Annotated in this window: 12 protein-coding genes; 7 read left to right on the plus strand and 5 right to left on the minus strand. The window is 39.7% G+C overall.

Annotated elements, in window-relative coordinates; genetic code table 11:
• Positions 1–94: 94 nt before the first annotated feature.
• Positions 95–1,381 (plus strand): MFS transporter, encoded by a 1,287-nt coding sequence (locus tag PGN18_RS08375; RefSeq protein WP_335318998.1) that lies wholly within the window; start codon positions 95–97, stop codon positions 1,379–1,381.
• Positions 1,382–1,800: 419 nt separating this feature from the next.
• Here PGN18_RS08375 and PGN18_RS08380 read toward each other — a convergent pair whose 3' ends face one another.
• The 5 genes from PGN18_RS08380 to PGN18_RS08400 all read right to left on the minus strand — a co-directional run bounded on the left by PGN18_RS08380 (position 1,801) and on the right by PGN18_RS08400 (position 11,757).
• On the minus strand, positions 1,801–2,016 hold the full coding sequence (locus PGN18_RS08380) for a PLDc N-terminal domain-containing protein (RefSeq protein WP_134204276.1): 216 nt from the start codon (positions 2,014–2,016) through the stop codon (positions 1,801–1,803).
• A gap of 19 nt (positions 2,017–2,035) precedes the next feature.
• Positions 2,036–3,787: an ABC transporter ATP-binding protein gene (locus PGN18_RS08385; RefSeq protein WP_335318999.1), complete on the minus strand. Its 1,752-nt coding sequence runs from the start codon at positions 3,785–3,787 to the stop codon at positions 2,036–2,038.
• 101 nt (positions 3,788–3,888) lie between these two features.
• The gene (locus PGN18_RS08390; protein WP_335319000.1) at positions 3,889–7,068 is read right to left on the minus strand and encodes a TonB-dependent receptor; all 3,180 of its coding nucleotides are present in this window, start codon (positions 7,066–7,068) and stop codon (positions 3,889–3,891) included.
• A 371-nt stretch (positions 7,069–7,439) separates the two neighbouring features.
• Positions 7,440–8,747: an amidohydrolase family protein gene (locus tag PGN18_RS08395; protein WP_335319001.1), complete on the minus strand. Its 1,308-nt coding sequence runs from the start codon at positions 8,745–8,747 to the stop codon at positions 7,440–7,442.
• The gene (locus tag PGN18_RS08400) at positions 8,737–11,757 is read right to left on the minus strand and encodes an amidohydrolase family protein (RefSeq protein WP_335319002.1); all 3,021 of its coding nucleotides are present in this window, start codon (positions 11,755–11,757) and stop codon (positions 8,737–8,739) included. Before PGN18_RS08400 ends, PGN18_RS08395 begins: the two co-directional genes overlap by 11 nt.
• A gap of 112 nt (positions 11,758–11,869) precedes the next feature.
• Between PGN18_RS08400 and PGN18_RS08405 the strand changes: the two genes are divergently transcribed.
• The 6 genes from PGN18_RS08405 to rbfA all read left to right on the plus strand — a co-directional run bounded on the left by PGN18_RS08405 (position 11,870) and on the right by rbfA (position 17,893).
• Positions 11,870–12,313, plus strand: coding sequence for a cytochrome B (locus PGN18_RS08405; protein ID WP_335319003.1), 444 nt, complete (start codon positions 11,870–11,872; stop codon positions 12,311–12,313).
• A 572-nt stretch (positions 12,314–12,885) separates the two neighbouring features.
• Positions 12,886–14,283, plus strand: coding sequence for an anthranilate synthase component I family protein (locus PGN18_RS08410; protein ID WP_335319004.1), 1,398 nt, complete (start codon positions 12,886–12,888; stop codon positions 14,281–14,283).
• Between the two features lie 52 nt (positions 14,284–14,335).
• The gene (locus tag PGN18_RS08415; protein ID WP_335319005.1) at positions 14,336–14,950 is read left to right on the plus strand and encodes an anthranilate synthase component II; all 615 of its coding nucleotides are present in this window, start codon (positions 14,336–14,338) and stop codon (positions 14,948–14,950) included.
• A 117-nt stretch (positions 14,951–15,067) separates the two neighbouring features.
• A complete protein-coding gene (gene trpC, locus PGN18_RS08420) occupies positions 15,068–15,850 on the plus strand; it encodes an indole-3-glycerol phosphate synthase TrpC (protein WP_335319006.1) in 783 nt (260 codons plus the stop codon).
• 89 nt (positions 15,851–15,939) lie between these two features.
• A complete protein-coding gene (gene hflX / locus PGN18_RS08425; RefSeq protein ID WP_335319007.1) occupies positions 15,940–17,130 on the plus strand; it encodes a GTPase HflX in 1,191 nt (396 codons plus the stop codon).
• 385 nt (positions 17,131–17,515) lie between these two features.
• On the plus strand, positions 17,516–17,893 hold the full coding sequence (rbfA, locus tag PGN18_RS08430; protein ID WP_090984644.1) for a 30S ribosome-binding factor RbfA: 378 nt from the start codon (positions 17,516–17,518) through the stop codon (positions 17,891–17,893).
• Positions 17,894–17,898: the final 5 nt, after the last annotated feature.

Below are 17,898 nucleotides of genomic sequence, written 5' to 3' on the forward strand. Positions count from 1 at the left end.
GGAATCTTAATATTAATATAAATAATTAATGTTGAGCCTTTTTCTATTCGTGTATTGGTTTTCAAAGCTTAGTTTTGCAAATAATTTTTTCTCCATGGCAGATTCAGGCCCCAACTCCGTTATTGTAAAACCAGATCCATTTGCAGCCCTCCGTTATAAAGAATTTAGATCATTCTTGGGCATGCGGTTTTTTTTTACGCTCGCTTATCAAATGCAGGCCGTTGTTATCGGCTACCACATTTACGATTTAACCCATGATCCATTAAAACTTGGCCTGGTTGGATTATGCGAAGCCATTCCAGCTATTGGAATTGCACTTTATGGTGGTTACATTGCTGATAAGAGTGAAAAACGTCGGTTATTAATCAAGATTTTTTCAGGTGTTTGGCTGGCCTCGGTTTTAATGCTGATTATTACCAGTAAATATCTTCACCTCAAGGAAGACCTTATCGTGTTGATCATGTATGGCCTGGTTTTCTGTATTGGCTTGGCCAGGGGTTTCTTTGGTCCGGCAACATTTTCATTAATGGCGAAGATTGTTCCTAAAAAATTATATCCAAATTCAAGTACATGGAACAGCAGCAGTTGGCAGCTGGCAACTATTATAGGGCCATTGTTTGGTGGTTTAGTCAATTGGTTATGGGGAATTACAGCAGCCTATAGCGTCATTGTGGCCCTTGTTACGGTATCGTTGATCTGCATATTTACCTTCAAAAAGCACCCAGCCACTTATGTGCCTACACAGAATATATTCCATAGTTTAAAAGAAGGGATTCAGTTTGTTTTTAAAACGAAGATGATGGTTTGGGCCATGAGCTTAGATCTGTTTTCTGTGTTTTTTGGTGGCGCTGTAGCCTTATTGCCCATGTTTGCTAAAGATGTTTTTCACTTAGGGTCTTTCGGACTGGGCATGATGCGCGGTGCAGCATCTTCGGGGGCTGTAATTACCATGCTCGCTATGACCCGCTTTTCGCCCATGGGCAAACCCTGGCGCAATTTGTTAATTGCAGTAACTGGTTTTGGCCTTAGCATTATTGGCTATGGTTTATCTAAAAACTTCTATCTCACCTTGTTTTTTCTTTTTCTGGAGGGATCATTTGATAGTGTAAGTGTAATTATCAGACAAACCATCATGCAATTGCTTACTCCAGATGAGATGCGGGGAAGGGTTTCAGCGGTAAACAGTATGTTCATTGGTTCATCAAATGAGATTGGCGAATTTGAGTCGGGTTTAACGGCTAAACTGATGAAGCTGGTTCCTGCGGTTGTATTTGGAGGAAGCATGACGATAGCGATAGCAGGTATTACCTGGTTTAAAACAAGGTCATTAATCAAATTAAGTTTACAGGATATTAACGAGCAAACCGCTAAGAATGGTTGATGCTAAAAGTCATCAACCTTAATAACTTGTTTGTTAAGGAATTGCCGACGTTAAAATTAGAATGCCTATAAAGTTCAGTAAAGATATCTGCCTAAGGCATAAATAATGCTTTTTTATAGATGGGAAAGCAATAGTGTGCAAGATTTTTTGGTAGTCCTGCCTTTCCTCCAATCTTTTTGTTAATGGTAGTACCGCTTGTTAAGTCCGCGTAACAAAAAGTATTTCCGTACAGTCAGGTTTAGTGCAATTGGGTTTTTGTTACTATTAACAGTTGACAGGCAGGATGCCAAATAAAGGTTGGATGGTAGTTGAAATTTGTCAACTTTCTGGCGCTTTGGCTATTAAAGTTGACAAATTAAAATTCACTATTTAAAAACGAAAATCCGTTAAAAACACAATCTTGGCTTTATTTAGAGCACTTAGAACTTCTTATTTTTACCCCACATGAGGTAGATAATAGAGCCAAGGAAGGGTGCCAGCAGGATAATGATGAACCACAATACCTTTACGCTAAAACCCATTGAGCTGTTTCTGGAGATATGATAAAGCGCGATCAAGATTAAGGCCAACCATAAAACGGCCGGTATAATCACGAACAAGGCCACTTGGTTGCTGTTGATTTCTGCTAATAACATCCGAATAAATTTTAGTTGCTTAAACTTCAACAATCCGCTCGCCAATTTGTTGGCGCCACATGGCCTGGTACAAGCCATTTTGTGCAATTAGCTCTTCATGTTTGCCTTGCTCAATAATATGGCCCTTTTCCAATACATAAATCTGATCGGCATGTTTAATGGTTGATAACCGGTGTGCAATCAGAATGGTAATGTGATCGGTTAAATGGGAAACCGAACGGATAGTTTTGGTGATTTCCTCTTCCGTAATCGAATCGAGCGAAGATGTAGCTTCATCAAAAACAAGGATGTCAGGTTTGCGCAATAAGGCCCGCGCAATAGATAAACGCTGTTTCTCCCCACCCGAAACCTTTACACCACCTTCACCAATGATTGAATCCAGCCCTTTGTCGGCACGCGACAGTAAAGTTTGGCAGGCTGCCTGGTTTAATACTTTATAACATTCCTCATCTGTTGCTGTAGGATTCACGAATAACAGATTTTCTCTTATTGTACCCGAAAATAGCTGCGTGTCCTGAGTTACAAAACCGATCTTCTCCCGCAGGGCATCTAAATCAATTTGACTGCTGGAAATACCATTGTATAAAATTTCACCCGCTTTGGGCGGATAAAGACCAACCAATAATTTTACTAGGGTGGTTTTTCCAGAGCCTGAAGGGCCAACAAAAGCAATGGTTTGTCCGTTATGGGTTTTAAAAGAAATATTTTCTAAAGCATTGCGGTTAGCGGTTTGGTGTTTGAAGCCAACCTCATTAAAAGTTAAATCATTGATTTTCTGAATTTCAGTAGGATTTTCTGGTTTCTTATCTATTGGCGTACTTAAAATCTTTTTAAAGTTACCGAGCGAAACCTCCGCTTCTCTCCAGGCTAGAATTACATTGCCCAACTCCTGTAATGGTCCGAATAGGAAAAATGAATAAAATAAAAATGTTAAATACTGACCTGCGGAAATGGTGTTGTCAAAAATGAGCAATAATAAAACCAACACCATGGTACTGCGTACCAGGTTTACGGTCGTACCCTGTACAAAGCTCATGCTACGCACATATTTTACCTTTTTAAGCTCAAGCCCCAAAATTTTATAAGTGGTTTTGTTCAAGCGATCAATTTCCTGATCGGCCAGGCCTAAACTCTTAACCAGCTCGATATTTCTAAGCGATTCGGTCGTGGAACCGGCCAAAGCAGTAGTTTCGCCAACAATAGCCCGCTGTATGGTCTTGATTTTACGACTTAAAAACCAGCTGACGAAGCTAATGATAGGAATGGCTGAAAAATAAACCAAAGTAACGTTATAACTTACCGTGAACGAGTATACGATCACGAATACCATCCCGATTAAACTTACGAATAAGATACTGATGAATGCGGTAATAAACTTCTCAGAATCTAAACGTACTTTCTGTAAAATACCCAGGGTTTCGCCACTGCGCTGATCTTCGAAAACCTGATAAGGTAATTTTAGCGAGTGCTGCAAACCATCGGCATACATTTTTGCGCCAACTTTTTGGACAATCACGCTGGTAAAATAATCCTGAAAGTTTTTGGCGATTCGCGAAACCATAGCTGCGCCGATAGCCAAAACAATTAATCCTACTGAACCCCAAAGGTATTGGGCATAAGTTAATGTGTCTTTTTTGTTGATGAAGCGATCTAAAATTTTTCCGGTAATAAGCGGATCCATCAAAGAAAAGCCAATATTTAAACCTGCAAGCAATAACGCTAAAGCCACAATCCATTTATGGCTTTTCAGGTAAGTGAGTAATAATCCCATTAAGTTTTGTTGTTTTAAGTACAAACATAAAAAAAGGGAACGGATAAAAATCCATTCCCTTTTTTTATGACTTTAAGCTAAGATAATTAGCTGATTTTTATTTAAAATCCATAGCGTAAACCGATTTGTGCCTGCCATGGGTTACCTGATGGAGTTACGATTCCGGTATTGTTCAAGCGATAGTTGTAATTAGAACTGGCCGCATCAAAACCCGTAACGGCATACAGAGCCTGTGTTCCTAAAGTTTCTGAAGTACCCCAGGTTTTCTTAAACAGGTTTGCTACGTTAAATAAATCTCCGGAAACTTCAATGGTCTGTTTTCTGTTTCTGCCAAATTTAATCTGATAAGCCAATCTTAAATCAACTGTACCATAAAAGCCATTTATACCGCCGTTACGTTGTGCAAAAGTACCTTGGTATTTTGTGATGTAATCTTTTAAACTTTGGCTTGCATCGCCATTGGCCAATAATGTTTGGATGGCAGTTCTAAGTGTTGCCGGTACATTGGTATTTGATGGATCAAAGATGTATGCCAAATCGTTCGTCGCAACAAAATCACCATTGGTGTTTCCACCAGATAATAAACTATACCTGGTACCACCAATGCCCGAATATCGAATACCAGCTATAATACCATGAAATGATGGTAATGTTCCATAAATAACGACTTTATTCCTAAATTGACCATTCGAATAGGTCATATTACTTAAATTCCTGGGGTCATCTACTACTGGTAATGATAAGGTGGCTGAATTGGCCACATTCCCATTGTATGAGGTGTTATCTTTAGTATCATTCCAGGTATAGCTCGCTGTGATTTCCCCGTCTTTAAAATATCTCCAGGTACCATCTACAACAACAGCAAACTGATTTACTTTTCCTTTGCTATTCAATTCTAACACCCTACCGAACGTATTAGTTAAACGGCCTGTTTTCCAGTCTGTATTTCCATTACCTGTATTGATTGTATTTGCAGGTACATAAACTCCCCTGTTTCCTTCGTTTGATAGTCTGAAGAAAGGATCGGCAACCATATTTCTGTCTACATACATATAGTTATGACGAGCTAATGTTGCATAACCCGTAATCCCTATCCTTATTCTATCATTTATTAGCTTGTTGTAAGATAGGTTTGCTTTGTATACTACCGGTATTTTGGCATCATCAGCATAGGTATTTATGGTAGGGATTTGTAGTGCTGGTAGCGTTGGTGCTGTAGCAGTTCCGTTTCTATACCCAATAAAGTTAGGCGTTGGTACACCAGTACCTGTAACATCAACTGTTGCAAAATGTTTACCATCAAATGTTAAGTTGTTAATGGTTACATAATTGTTTACGTCAGATCCAAAAATTCCGGCGCCCAGACGAACATAATCTGTATGTTTTTCATTTACATCCCAGTTAAACTGGATACGAGGCTGAATTAAAAATTGCTTTAATTCATGATCTGTTCTAACACCTATGGCATCAAACAGTTGTTGGTTTAATGGTGATGTTGGATATTTGCTGTAATCTAAGCGTAAACCACCTGTAAAATCCAACCCTTTACCCAATTTAGTTTGCATTTGGCCGTAAATTGCAGTATTCCATAATTTACCAATCACACTCGGATCGGCAACTAAAGGTACTTCCCTGTAATAGCTTATCGGTATCAGGTTATTGAAATTTTGTAAAGCAGTTTGCTGGTTGCCTGCTGCAGCAGTACCCGATCTGTTAAACGTAAAACGTCCATTCACCTCGCTACCATACAACGACAGGGCGTGGGTATACATAATGTCTACACCAAAGGTGTATTTAATTTTATCTGTATTGTAATATAAGTTATCTACTAACTGGAAAACATTATTGGTGAAACTTTCTTGTCCGAAGCGATGCCCGCCAATTTGAACTGCAGTAGTTAATATGCTTCCTGTTGGTGAGGTAGATTCTAAGTTAGATACAACAGCCCTTGGGATGGAAAAGCCCAATTCATCATTTTGAGTACTGGCCTGGTAGGTATACAAGTGCTGCACTTTTAACTCATTGGTAACTTTGCTATTAAGTGTTGAACGTAAGGTAGCCAGTAAACTATTATCAACGTTTTTATCATTACCGTAACTTTCGTAAAAGTTAATGGCCGTATTATCTGCTAATCCTAGCGGATTTCTGTCGTTGGTATAGTTATCTCTGACCGTTAATAAATTTTTATCATCAATCTGCCAGTCTAAACGAAGAAAACCTGCATCGGTACCTCTTTTTTTAGGGAAAGAACCAAATTGTGGGGTATTGGCTACACCATATTTTGATCTTGCAACAGCCAAGAAGTTATTTAATGTGGCATTTGTAATGTTGAAACGGGCAATATCCGCATCCGAGTTAATATCCGCAATAATTAATGGGCGAGAATCTCTCTGATGATCCCAGGCTGCGAAATAATGTAATTTATCTTTAATGATCGGGCCACCTAAGCTAAAACCATACTGATAAGTTGAAAAATCATTAGTTCTTCTGTTCCCCCTGATATCGTATTTACTCGCAAGGAAATCAGCACGGTTATAAGCAAAAGCGCTACCTGTAATTTGGTTAGTACCAGATTTAGTTACGGCACTGATGGTACCACCACCTGAACGGCCCAAACTCACATCATACTGATTAGTCACTACTTTAAACTCGCGTACGCTTTCAATGGAGATAGAGTATGGCGCACCACTCCGGCTGGTTGTACTGCCTGCTGAAGTTGGGTTTTTCGCTGTCATGCCATCAATTGTGAAGTTAGTAGAGGAACCCAACTGACCTGAAATACCACCTGGGCCTGATAAAGGAGATAAGTCTGTTAGGCTTGAAAAGTTACGGCCGTTTATTGGCAATAAATTCATCGTTTTAGATGAAATTTCTGTTGAAGCACCAAATTGCTGCACTTTATTTTTTAACGCTGATCCATTAACCGTAATGCCATCAAGCGTTTTTGCATCTTCCTGCATATTAACCGCTACAGATACAGCGTCGCCCTGGTTAAGCATATAACCTGTTCTGTTTTGGTCTGCAAAGCCAATGTATGTTGCTTTAATGGTGTAAGGGCCACCTAAAGGAAGTTCTTTAAAGGTATATTCTCCCTGAGCATTTGTTGATGTTCTGGTGGTAAAACCGGTAGAGTTGTTTTTAATTTGAACAGATACACCTGGTATGGGCTTCTTTTGATTATCCGTAACAATTCCGGAGATTGATGCCTGAGTAGTTTGTGCCATAGCCGAATTACTGGCATAACATAAAAACAGCATCATTGCAATAAGTAAATTTTTCATCATCATTTGTTTTTTAGCGACTAAGAAGCTTTCATGAGCATGCTATTTTTACTGCTCAGGCTAGTTTCATCATGATTAGTTTCTGGTTTTTTTATGACGACAAAGATGTTAGTACAGTATTAAGCCGGTTTGGATTTTAGGTTATGAAATGGTTTAGGATTATTTAGTTTTTTGGCTTATTATTAAGCTAATGTTAACGATGCTTCTTTATGCAAGAGGTGTGTAGGCGAGAATTGAGATTGTGTTGCCTAGAGTGCAGTGTGAAAATAATCCATCAAAAAACGGCTGATAAATGAATACCAGCCGTTCTAATTTTAAGTTTTTACAGTAAATCAACTAATTAAATAATTAACCAGTTAACCACCTGAAATCTATTTCTTTTCAGTAGTATATTTCTCACTAAATTTCTTGTCCAATTGTTTGTGTAGGTTATCCAGGTTAATATCACGACCTTGGATAAAAGCCTGTTCCACTTTATTCGTGCGCATATCCAATGCATCGCCCGTGGAAATAAAGAAAGTCGCATCTTTACCGGTTTCTATACTGCCGGTGGTTTTATCAATGCCCATGGCTTTAGCTGCATTTAAGGTAATGGTCGATAAAGCTTTTTCCTTATCCAAACCCCAGGCCGTAACGGTGCCTGCCATAAAAGGCAGGTTGCGTTGTTGCCAGTAACCATCAATACTCAATACTACATTTAAGCCGGCATTGGCCAGTATTGCTGCATTTTTGTAAGGCATGTTTACATCATCATCATTGTTGTTGGGCAAAGCATGTGGTTGCTTAACCACGAGTGTGATGTTATTGTCTTTTAAGAAATCAATGATCAGATAGGCTTCATCTGCACCCGTAATTACAGGGGTAATGCCGAATTTTTTGGCAAAATTAACTGCTGCAACAATATCTTTCTGACTTTCTGCCGCGATAAATAATTTCTCATTGCCGGCAAATACTTTTTTCATCGCCTCGAAACGGGTATTAATTACATCTGGTTTACCCATTTCAGAATAGGCTTTAGCTTCTGTAAAAAACGAGGTTAACTGCGCAACTGCAGCCTGTGTTCTTTCTGCTAAAACTTCCGGCGACTGTTGCGGACGACCAAAACCACCTCTAAAACGCGGTGTAACTGGCCAGGTCATATGCATGGCATCGTCAGTTTTAAGTGCTGCATCTTCCCAGTTCCACGCGTCAAGCTGAACCACTGACGAACTGCCTGAAACCGTTCCACCCTGTGGCGTTGGCTGTGCCATTAAAATTCCATTACTGCGTAAAGTTGCGGGAACTTTTGAATCGGTATTGTAAGCGACGATGGAACGGATGTGCGAATTAAAATCGCCGATTTCCTGAAAATCCAGCGTTGCTTTAACAGCTTCAATCTCTGTTAATCCCAAATTGGTAGTAGCTGCAATAAACCCTGGATAAATATGTTTTCCTGTTGCTACAATACGTGTTACATCATCCTGCGGCACTTGGGCATCGGCAGTTACCGAGATGATTTTTCCATTTGCAAAAAGGACGGTGCCATTTTCGATCACTGTTCCATTACCCACGTGTACGGTTGCACCCGTAATAGCAATGGTTTTGTTTTGCTTCTTAGCTGGCGATATGTTGGCCTGTGCAAAACACATCAGGCTTGTTGCCGATAAAACCAGGCTGAATAAGTATTGTTTAGTGTGCATGTTCTTTCTCGGTTAATTCTGCTGAATAGTTTTCTAAAGTCTCGCAATTGTAAAGGCGTGGTGCATCACCCATTGGGCGCTGAGTACGGCCACCCTTGCTTTTACTCTCTAACATTTTCTGGATCAAACGGGCTTTTTCACTCTGCATGGCTTTGATTATCTGTGCATCTTTCTCTATATCCCAGTAAGCAATGCCATCTACAAAAGTTTTTTCCGCTTTGGCATAAATGGAAAGCGGATTAGCAGTCCAGATGACTACGTCGGCATCTTTACCCGCTTTTAAGCTACCCACTTTGTCATCAATGTGCAGCATTGTTGCCGGGTTTAAGGTTACAAACTTAAAGGCTTCTTCTTCAGGCACATTTCCATATAATACTGATTTGCCAGCTTCCTGGTTTAAGTGACGGGCCATTTCGGCATCATCGGAATTGAAAGCAGTTGTTACCCCCACATTGTGCATAATTTTTCCGTTGTAGGGAATAGCTTCAGCCACCTCATTTTTATAAGCCCACCAATCAGAGAAGGTTGAACCGGCAATGCCGTGCGCTTTCATCTTATCGGCCACCTTGTAACCCTCCAAAATGTGTGTAAACGTATTGATCTTAAAGCCTAAACTATCTGCAACGTGAATGAGCATGTTAATTTCGCTCTGCACGTAAGAGTGGCAGGTAATGAAACGCTTGTTGTTTAAAATTTCTACAATGGCATCCAATTCCAAATCGCGGCGTACGCCGTTACCTTTCACCGAGAGGGCTTTGGCATATTCTTTTGCCCGGGTAAATTCGTCAACAAAAGTTTGTTCAACCCCCATACGTGTAACCGGGAAACGGGCACCGGTACCGAAATTACTCTGTTTAACATTTTCGCCCAATGCAAATTTGATAAAACCATCTGCACCTGCAAATTTCAGTTCTTCGGGCGATTTGCCCCAACGTAATTTAATTAATTGTGATTGGCCACCAATGGGATTTGCCGAACCGTGAAGGATTTGTGAAGTGGTTACCCCTCCGGCTAACTGGCGGTAAATGTTTATATCTTCTGAGTTGATAACGTCAGCAATTCGTACTTCAGCAGAAACGGATTGTGCGCCTTCATTTATGCCTCCGGAACCCGCAATGTGCGAATGCTCATCGATAATGCCTGCAGTAACATGTTTACCGGTGGCATCAATCACTTTAGCGCCGTTTGCTGAAAGATTTTTACCAACAGCTTTAATTTTTCCGTTTTCCAAGAGCACATCAGCATTTTGAAGAATGCCATCTTTTTCATTCGTCCAAACGGTACCATTTTTAATTAGTACGGTTTCTTGTTTTGGGAGTTCAGCACTACCGAAAGCGGAGAAAGGATAGATCACCGGACCTAAAGCTAGAGTAGGTTTAGGCTCATCTTTTTTAGGGGTTTCTTTAGCTGCTTCTTTATAAGTAGCTGTAAATTTTCCTACGGTACCATCAGCCAATGCAGATTCGCCTTTAATGGTAACCGGGTTGGCCGAAGTGATATAACCACTTAAACGGATATCGCCTTTAGGATTTTTCTTTAGGTTGAAATTGATGTTGATCCAATCGCCATTCCTGGTAAAAGGAGCGGTTGTTTTTACGCTATCTACCCCAACTCTTTCAATTGCCGCGGTAGAGCCACCACCTGTACCCGTAATTTTTAAGGTTAAAGTACCAACAGCATCAACATTTAAATTGTAAGTGCCCCGCAGGTCGCTTACATCTATTTTGTTTACAATGAAACGTTTGCCCTGAACCCAGTTTTCGAAAATAATGTTTCCGTTTTTAAACAGGTTATCTGATGAGATCAAAAAGTTGGCTACTTTTCCTTTCTCTAAGGAGCCTACCTTATCGCTAATGCCCAGAAGTGAAGCAGGGATTTCGGTAACCGATTGTAAAGCTTGTTTTTCTGTCAGGCCATTTTCTATGGCTGTGCGGATGTTTGCCCAGAAATCGCGGCTGTTTTCTAAGCCAAATGATGTTAAGGCAAATTTAATTCCCGCTTTTTCTAAAACTGCAGGATTGGTTGGCGCCAGTTCCCAGCCCTTCATTTGCGATAAAGTTACATTTCTGGCCTCTGCCGGATCTTCCACATCATAAGCTTTAGGGAAAGTTAGCGGAATGATTAAACTTGCTCCGGTCGCTTTAACTTCATTAATGCGTTGGTATTCATCACCGGTCGATTTAATGATGTATTTCTTGCCAAACTCTTTCCCGATTTTATCTGCACGCAGGATGTTCTGCCATCCATCCACTTCAAAAATCTGTGGGATGGTTTGTTGCTTACTAAATTCATCCAGCGAGATGTTGTATTCATCTTTTTGTTTGCCATACCATTGTGCATCATAGTAGGTTTGACGCAATAAAGCAATAGAACCCATTAACGAAGTAGGGTAGTCGTTTGATGAACTTCCTTTGTTGAATGAGTAGTTTGCTGCGGTTTGGTCTTTTAAAAATACACTGTTATCGGCACCCTCATTTAAGGTTACTGCTGCAGAAATTCCGCGCGCAATGCCATCGCGGTTAATCACATTTACACTTCCAAAGCCAACCTTACGCAAATCATCTGCCTTTTTACTATCAGTAGAAAAAATATTTTTCACATAGGTTTCAGGTCTGATCGCTTCATTCCAGCCATAAGCACCTTTTTTGGTCGAGACAAAAATAGATTGACGCTGACCACCAAAACCGCGTGGTTGCACAGGAGCTTCGGTAAGACCGTAGCTGCTAAAAGCATCAATCAGTGATGGATAAATGAATTTTCCTTTTAAATCGATCACCACATAACCTTTTGGCACGGTTAAGCCGGCTCCAATAGCCTGAATGGTTTGTCCTTTAATTAAAAGTGTTGCATTGGTAAGGGTTTGGTTGGCATTTACTACTATGGTTGCGTTGGTGAAGGCAAACATTCCAGGTCTGGTATCATAAGAGCCATTAACAGGGAAGGAGGCTTGCTGTGCAAACAAAAATGTAGCAGAAAATACCAGCCCAAGGGCAAGTAAAATTTTCTTCATAGTCAGTTTGGATTTTAATTTGTTTAAAACTAATATAAATAAGCGTTCATTTCACAGAATATCCTATTTTTTACAATTAATCCCTATTTTTGATTAAACATATTTTAGAAAAATGTACAGTATCTTAAAATCTGCGCACTCCGGATGGCGCTACATCGTATTGATTTTATTAGTTATCGCGGTAATCAACGCATTATCGGGCTGGTTTGGAAATAAAACATATACAGAAGGCAATCGCAAACTAAATGTCTTTGCTCTGATTAGTGCGCATATACAATTTTTGATTGGTTTGGTCTTGTTCTTTTTAAGTCCGCTAACCAAATTGCCAATGAGCGATGCCATTGGCCGTTATTTTAAAGCTGAACATACTTCAATGATGCTTATTGCCATTGTTTTAATCACAGTGGGTAATGCTAAGTCGAAAAAAGTGACAGATGCTGTAGCGAAGCACCGCACTATTGCTATTTTCTTTTGTTTAGCGCTAGTTCTAATTATTGTAGCTATTTTATTAATGGTTAAAGCAGTTCCAGGAAGATCGTTTTTTGGAGTTTCTTAATTTGAATATCCTGTAATTGATGTAGAATCCCGTTTTAATAGATCGGGATTTTTTGTTTTTAATACACTCGTTTTTTACCGTACACAGAGCAAAGGCAAGGAGGTCGCAAAGCTAGGTATATCAGCAGTCGTCATCTCGACTGAAGCATCGCGGAATGCCTGCCCGTACAGGCGGGGAGAGATCTATCTAGGCAGATTTCTCGACTGCGTCGCACTCCGCTCGAAATGACGACATTGTGTAAAAGATCCTTCGCTATGCTCAGGATGACAAGTGGATTAAGACTTATGACTTCGGATTTCCGGCTCCGTGCTAAACTTATTTTCATAAATATTTTGCTTTTTCAAAATTCTTTATATTTTTGTGGCTCATGATCAACAATATACATATCTGGCTTTGGCAAAGTAATTCGAAAACGGATTGCGCTGGCTGCGTATGAAAGAAATATAGTTTATCAACCTAAACCTTATTAAAGAACCATTAAAGCCCGGCGTAGAACCACACGCCGGGCTTTTTATTGTTAAAGAAATTAACCGTTATTGCGATGCACGAAGCAATAGCAATAGAGTAAAATCATGTATAAAATAAATACAACTTACAAAAAACTACTTGCCGATACCACCACGCCGGTAAGCATTTACCTGCGCTTGCGCGATGTTTATCCAAACAGCATTTTACTGGAGAGTTCGGATTACCACAGTCGAGAAAATTCCATGAGTTTTGTTTGTGCCGATCCGGTTGCAGGTATTATTTTAAAAGGTTCCCGACTGGAAACGTACTTTCCTGATGGTAGGGTAGAAATTACCGAGAGCAAAAACCTGATTGATGAAATTACCGATTTTAAGGATAAGTTTAAGGAGACTGAACTGCCTGAAATAAAATTCATTTCAAGCGGCCTGTTTGGTTACTTTACCTGGAATGCCGTGCAGCATTTTGAAGACATCAAGTTTACTTCTGAAACTCCTGGAGGTGAGGAAATCCCGGAAATGCAGTACCACTTGTACCGTTACATTATCGCCATAGATCACTTTAAAAACGAAATTACGTTATTCAAAAATACTTTTGAAGGTGAAGAAGGGGGTGGGTTGGAAAAAATGGAATACCTGATCCAGAATAAAAATTATCCTGAATATAAGTTCCAGCTTCGTGGTGAGGAAAGTTCAAATCTGACCGATCAGGGTTTTATGGATCTGGTAGAGAAACTACAAAAGCATATTTATCGCGGAGATGTTTTCCAGATCGTGCCTTCAAGAGCATTTAAACAAGCCTTTACGGGAGACGAATTTAATGTATACCGATGCCTGCGTTCAATAAATCCATCACCTTACCTGTTTTATTTTGATTACGGTAATTTTAAACTGTTCGGTTCTTCGCCAGAAGCGCAGATTACGATCAAAAATAATTCGGCCAATATTTTTCCAATCGCCGGAACATTTAAAAGAAGTGGCAACGACATTGAAGATGCAGAGCAGGCCAGAAAGCTAGAGCAAGATCCTAAAGAAAGTGCCGAGCACGTCATGCTGGTAGATTTGGCCAGAAATGACTTAAGCAGACACTGTAACCGCGTTGAAGTAAAGTCTTTTAAAGAAGTGCAGTATTACTCCCACCTGATCCATCTGGTGAGTAAAGTGAGCGGCCATTTGCAGGAAAATGTAAGTGCTTTTAAGGTGGTTGCCGATACTTATCCGGCAGGGACTTTGAGTGGCGCGCCAAAATATAAAGCCATGCAGCTGATTGATGAAAATGAAAAGCTGGGCAGGAACTTTTATGCAGGTGCCATCGGTTTTATGGGTTTTAATGAAGATTTTAACCATGCCATCATGATCAGGACTTTTATGAGCAAGAATAACGAACTTCATTACCGCGCCGGAGCAGGTATTGTAGCCGATTCAGTACCTGAAACAGAAATGCAGGAAGTTAACAATAAAATTGCTGCATTGCGTAAAGCAGTACAAATGGCAGAGCAGATTTAGTTTGGAGTTGGGAGTTTTTAATCTGGAGTAAAATCCACTAGTAAGAAAAACAATGGAAAAAAATACGCATAGTAATCCCCCTTCAGTGGGCAAGGGAGTGGTTCTGGTAATCGATAATTACGATAGTTTTACCTATAATTTAGTGCATTTAATTAACGAAGTTGGTTACGAGGCTGAAGTCTGGAGAAATGATAAATTTGACCTGGCTGATGTAGAAAAATATGATAAAATTCTGCTCTCTCCAGGACCGGGTATACCAGAAGAGGCAGGTCTATTGCTGGATGTAATTAAAACTTACGCGCCAACAAAGAGCATTTTTGGGGTATGTTTAGGTCAGCAGGCCATTGCAGAAGCATTTGGTGGCACATTATACAACTTAGGCAGGCCAATGCATGGTATTGCTACACCGGTTACGGTTGTAGATGGCGATGAACCTCTGTTCTGGGAATGTCCGCAAACCATTAACGTTGGACGTTACCACAGCTGGGTGGTGAGTAAAGATAATTTTCCTTCCTGTTTAAAAATAACAGCAAGAGATCATAAGAACGAAATTATGGCGTTAAGACATGAAACGTTGGATGTGCGTGGTGTACAATTTCATCCTGAAAGCGTACTTACCGAACATGGTAAACAGATGATGGAGAATTGGTTGACGTCGACTCCTTAGCCCTTTATTCATCCGGTCGTTATCCTGAACTTGATTCAGGATCTTACCGGGATTAGTTAACTTTTACATGCTGAAACAAATCCGATAACTATTGGATCAGTATGACGAATTAGTAAAATGAACATTTTAGATCAAATCGTATTACGTAAGAAAGAAGAAATTGCTGATGCGAAAGCCTTGGTTTCCATCACGGATTTGGAAAATTCGGTACATTTTAAGCGGACACCCTATTCTTTCAAAGAGTTTTTATTGGCGCACGATAGAACTGGAATTATTGCAGAATTTAAACGCCGATCACCTTCAAAAGGTTTAATCAATGGCGTGGCTGATGTTGCTGAAGTGACGCAGGCATATAATGCTGCAGGAGCATCTGCACTTTCTGTACTAACTGATGTAGATTTCTTTGGGGGTAGAACCGACGATATTCTGGCTGCCCGTGCTGCAAACAATATTCCGATTTTAAGAAAAGATTTTATGATCGATGAGTACCAGATTTTGGAAGCAAAAACCTGGGGTGCTGATATCATTCTGTTGATTGCCGCTATATTAACACCGAAACAGATAAACGATTTTGGGAAGTTTGCGCATAATCTTGGTTTAAATGTGCTTTTAGAGGTGCATAACCTGGAAGAGCTGGAAAGAAGTATTTCACCCCATTTAGATGCTATTGGGGTAAATAACCGGAACCTGGCCGATTTTACGGTTGATATTCAGACTTCGTTCGATTTGGTGAATAAAATTCCGGATGAATTTTTAAAAATTTCGGAAAGTGCCATCAGCAATCCGCAGACCATTAAAGACTTGAAAGTAGCAGGTTTTAATGGATTTTTGATCGGGGAGAATTTTATGAAAACCGATAATCCCGGAGCTTCTATCAAGGAATTTGTAGCACAGATTTAGCCTTTTATAAACCTCGAAGGTTTAAAAACCAGAGAGGTTTGAACAAAAAATTTACACGTTCGCAAATTTCGTATCTTTGTATTAATTACATGGGAAAACAAAAATTTTATGATACTGCCGTAGTGCAGGAAAGGGCAATTTTGGTCGGTGTGGTTACGCCCGGCGAAAAGGAAGCCCAAACAAAAGAATATTTAGACGAGCTGGCCTTTTTGGTAGATACAGCAGGAGGGAAGGTGGAAAAGGTTTTTACGCAAAAAATGCTTAAGCCTGAACGTGCCACCTTTGTGGGGACGGGTAAGCTGGAAGAAATTAAAGCATATGTAAAATCGGAAGAAATTGATACCGTAGTATTTGATGATGAGTTATCACCATCGCAACTGCGCAATATAGATCGCGAACTGGGGGTTAAGGTGTTAGACCGGAGTAATTTAATTCTGGATATTTTTGCAAACAGGGCACAAACTGCACAGGCTAAAACACAGGTAGAGCTGGCACAATTACAATATGTTCTACCACGTTTAACGGGAATGTGGACGCACTTAGAGCGCCAAAAAGGTGGTATCGGGATGCGTGGTCCCGGTGAAACGCAGATTGAAAGTGATAGACGGATTATTTTAAATAAAATCTCTTTGTTAAAAGAGCGTTTAAAAAATATCGACAAACAAAACGAGACACAACGTAAAAACCGTGGTCAGCTGATTCGTGTCGCTTTGGTAGGTTATACCAACGTTGGTAAATCAACCATCATGAATATGTTGTCGAAATCGGAGGTATTTGCAGAAAATAAACTCTTTGCTACTTTAGATACCACTGTACGTAAAGTAGTAATCGAGAATTTACCATTTCTGCTTTCTGATACCGTTGGATTTATCCGCAAACTGCCTCACCATTTGGTAGAATGTTTTAAATCTACTCTGGATGAAGTTAGGGAAGCTGATTTGCTGATTCATGTAGTTGATGTTTCGCATCCAAATTTCGAAGATCAGATTAATACCGTTAACGAAACCTTAAAAGATATCGGAGCCATTGATAAAGACATGATTTTGGTATTCAATAAAATTGATGCCTATGTTTCGCCGGAAGTAGAAGGAGATGATGATGACGGTAAGTTAACGCTGGAAGATTTTAAAAACAGTTGGATGAGTCATGGTAAGATACCGGTGCTGTTTATTTCAGCTACACAAAAAGAGAATATAGAAGAATTTAAAACGTTATTGTACGAGAAGGTGAAGGCTGCACATGTGGCGAGATATCCGTATGATAGTAATTTATTGTATTAGATAAATATTCCGTCAATAGGTTGAGGAAATAAGTCTTAAAGCTTTTAAAAGTAGGTCTCAGTTTGATTAATAACATCTATTCAGTGTTTCTAGGTGTTTTTAATTTGAAATCGTCACCCTGAATTTATTTCAGGGTCTATTTGGAGTAGAGATGCTGAAATGAATTCAGCATGACGATCGCCTTCGACTAATATTAATCGAGAAGGTTGTGAGGTTTTAAAGGTTTAACATTTTTTAATATTATTATCTTTTACCGTTAATATTGACAGACAACTTAGTCTGGTAATTGAATATTGGTCATTGATAATTTTAAACCTTATCAATTGATATTATCTGGATGATATCGTCCGGTAATTGATTGTTGGTAATTGATAATTATAACATTATGGAAAGTAAACGTCAGCAAAAATTTGCAGGAGTATTACAAGAGGAGTTAGCACAGGTTTTTCAGCGTGAAGGTGCTGCATTTTTGCCTAATACATTGGTAACCATTACCCGCGTAAGGGTTTCGCCCGATTTGGCAGTGGCTAAAGTTTACCTCAGCTTTTTAAATACGAATAATACCACACTATCAATCAATACGGTTAATTCGCATGCCGGAGAGATCAGGTATAAATTGGGAAGCAGAATCCGCCACCAGGTAAGGGTGGTGCCAGAACTTACTTTCTTTGTGGATGATACCAATGAGTATGTGGAACGCATGGATCATCTTTTTGATAAGATTGCCAAAGAGCCGAGGCAAAAAGACGAAGACAGTGAATAATTTTG

Source organism: Pedobacter terrae (assembly GCF_036946585.1).
Classification (GTDB): Bacteria; Bacteroidota; Bacteroidia; order Sphingobacteriales; family Sphingobacteriaceae; genus Pedobacter; species Pedobacter terrae_C.

Excerpts from the sequence above, each read along its gene's own strand:
- trpC (WP_335319006.1), top strand. The coding sequence starts at position 15,068 with ATGAACATTTTAGATCAAATCGTATTACGTAAGAAAGAAGAAATTGCT.
- PGN18_RS08390 (WP_335319000.1), bottom strand. The coding sequence starts at position 7,068 with ATGAAAAATTTACTTATTGCAATGATGCTGTTTTTATGTTATGCCAGT.
- PGN18_RS08380 (WP_134204276.1), bottom strand. The coding sequence starts at position 2,016 with ATGTTATTAGCAGAAATCAACAGCAACCAAGTGGCCTTGTTCGTGATT.
- hflX (WP_335319007.1), top strand. The coding sequence starts at position 15,940 with ATGGGAAAACAAAAATTTTATGATACTGCCGTAGTGCAGGAAAGGGCA.
- PGN18_RS08395 (WP_335319001.1), bottom strand. The coding sequence starts at position 8,747 with ATGCACACTAAACAATACTTATTCAGCCTGGTTTTATCGGCAACAAGC.
- PGN18_RS08415 (WP_335319005.1), top strand. The coding sequence starts at position 14,336 with ATGGAAAAAAATACGCATAGTAATCCCCCTTCAGTGGGCAAGGGAGTG.
- rbfA (WP_090984644.1), top strand. The coding sequence starts at position 17,516 with ATGGAAAGTAAACGTCAGCAAAAATTTGCAGGAGTATTACAAGAGGAG.
- PGN18_RS08375 (WP_335318998.1), top strand. The coding sequence starts at position 95 with ATGGCAGATTCAGGCCCCAACTCCGTTATTGTAAAACCAGATCCATTT.
- PGN18_RS08405 (WP_335319003.1), top strand. The coding sequence starts at position 11,870 with ATGTACAGTATCTTAAAATCTGCGCACTCCGGATGGCGCTACATCGTA.
- PGN18_RS08400 (WP_335319002.1), bottom strand. The coding sequence starts at position 11,757 with ATGAAGAAAATTTTACTTGCCCTTGGGCTGGTATTTTCTGCTACATTT.
- PGN18_RS08385 (WP_335318999.1), bottom strand. The coding sequence starts at position 3,787 with ATGGGATTATTACTCACTTACCTGAAAAGCCATAAATGGATTGTGGCT.
- PGN18_RS08410 (WP_335319004.1), top strand. The coding sequence starts at position 12,886 with ATGTATAAAATAAATACAACTTACAAAAAACTACTTGCCGATACCACC.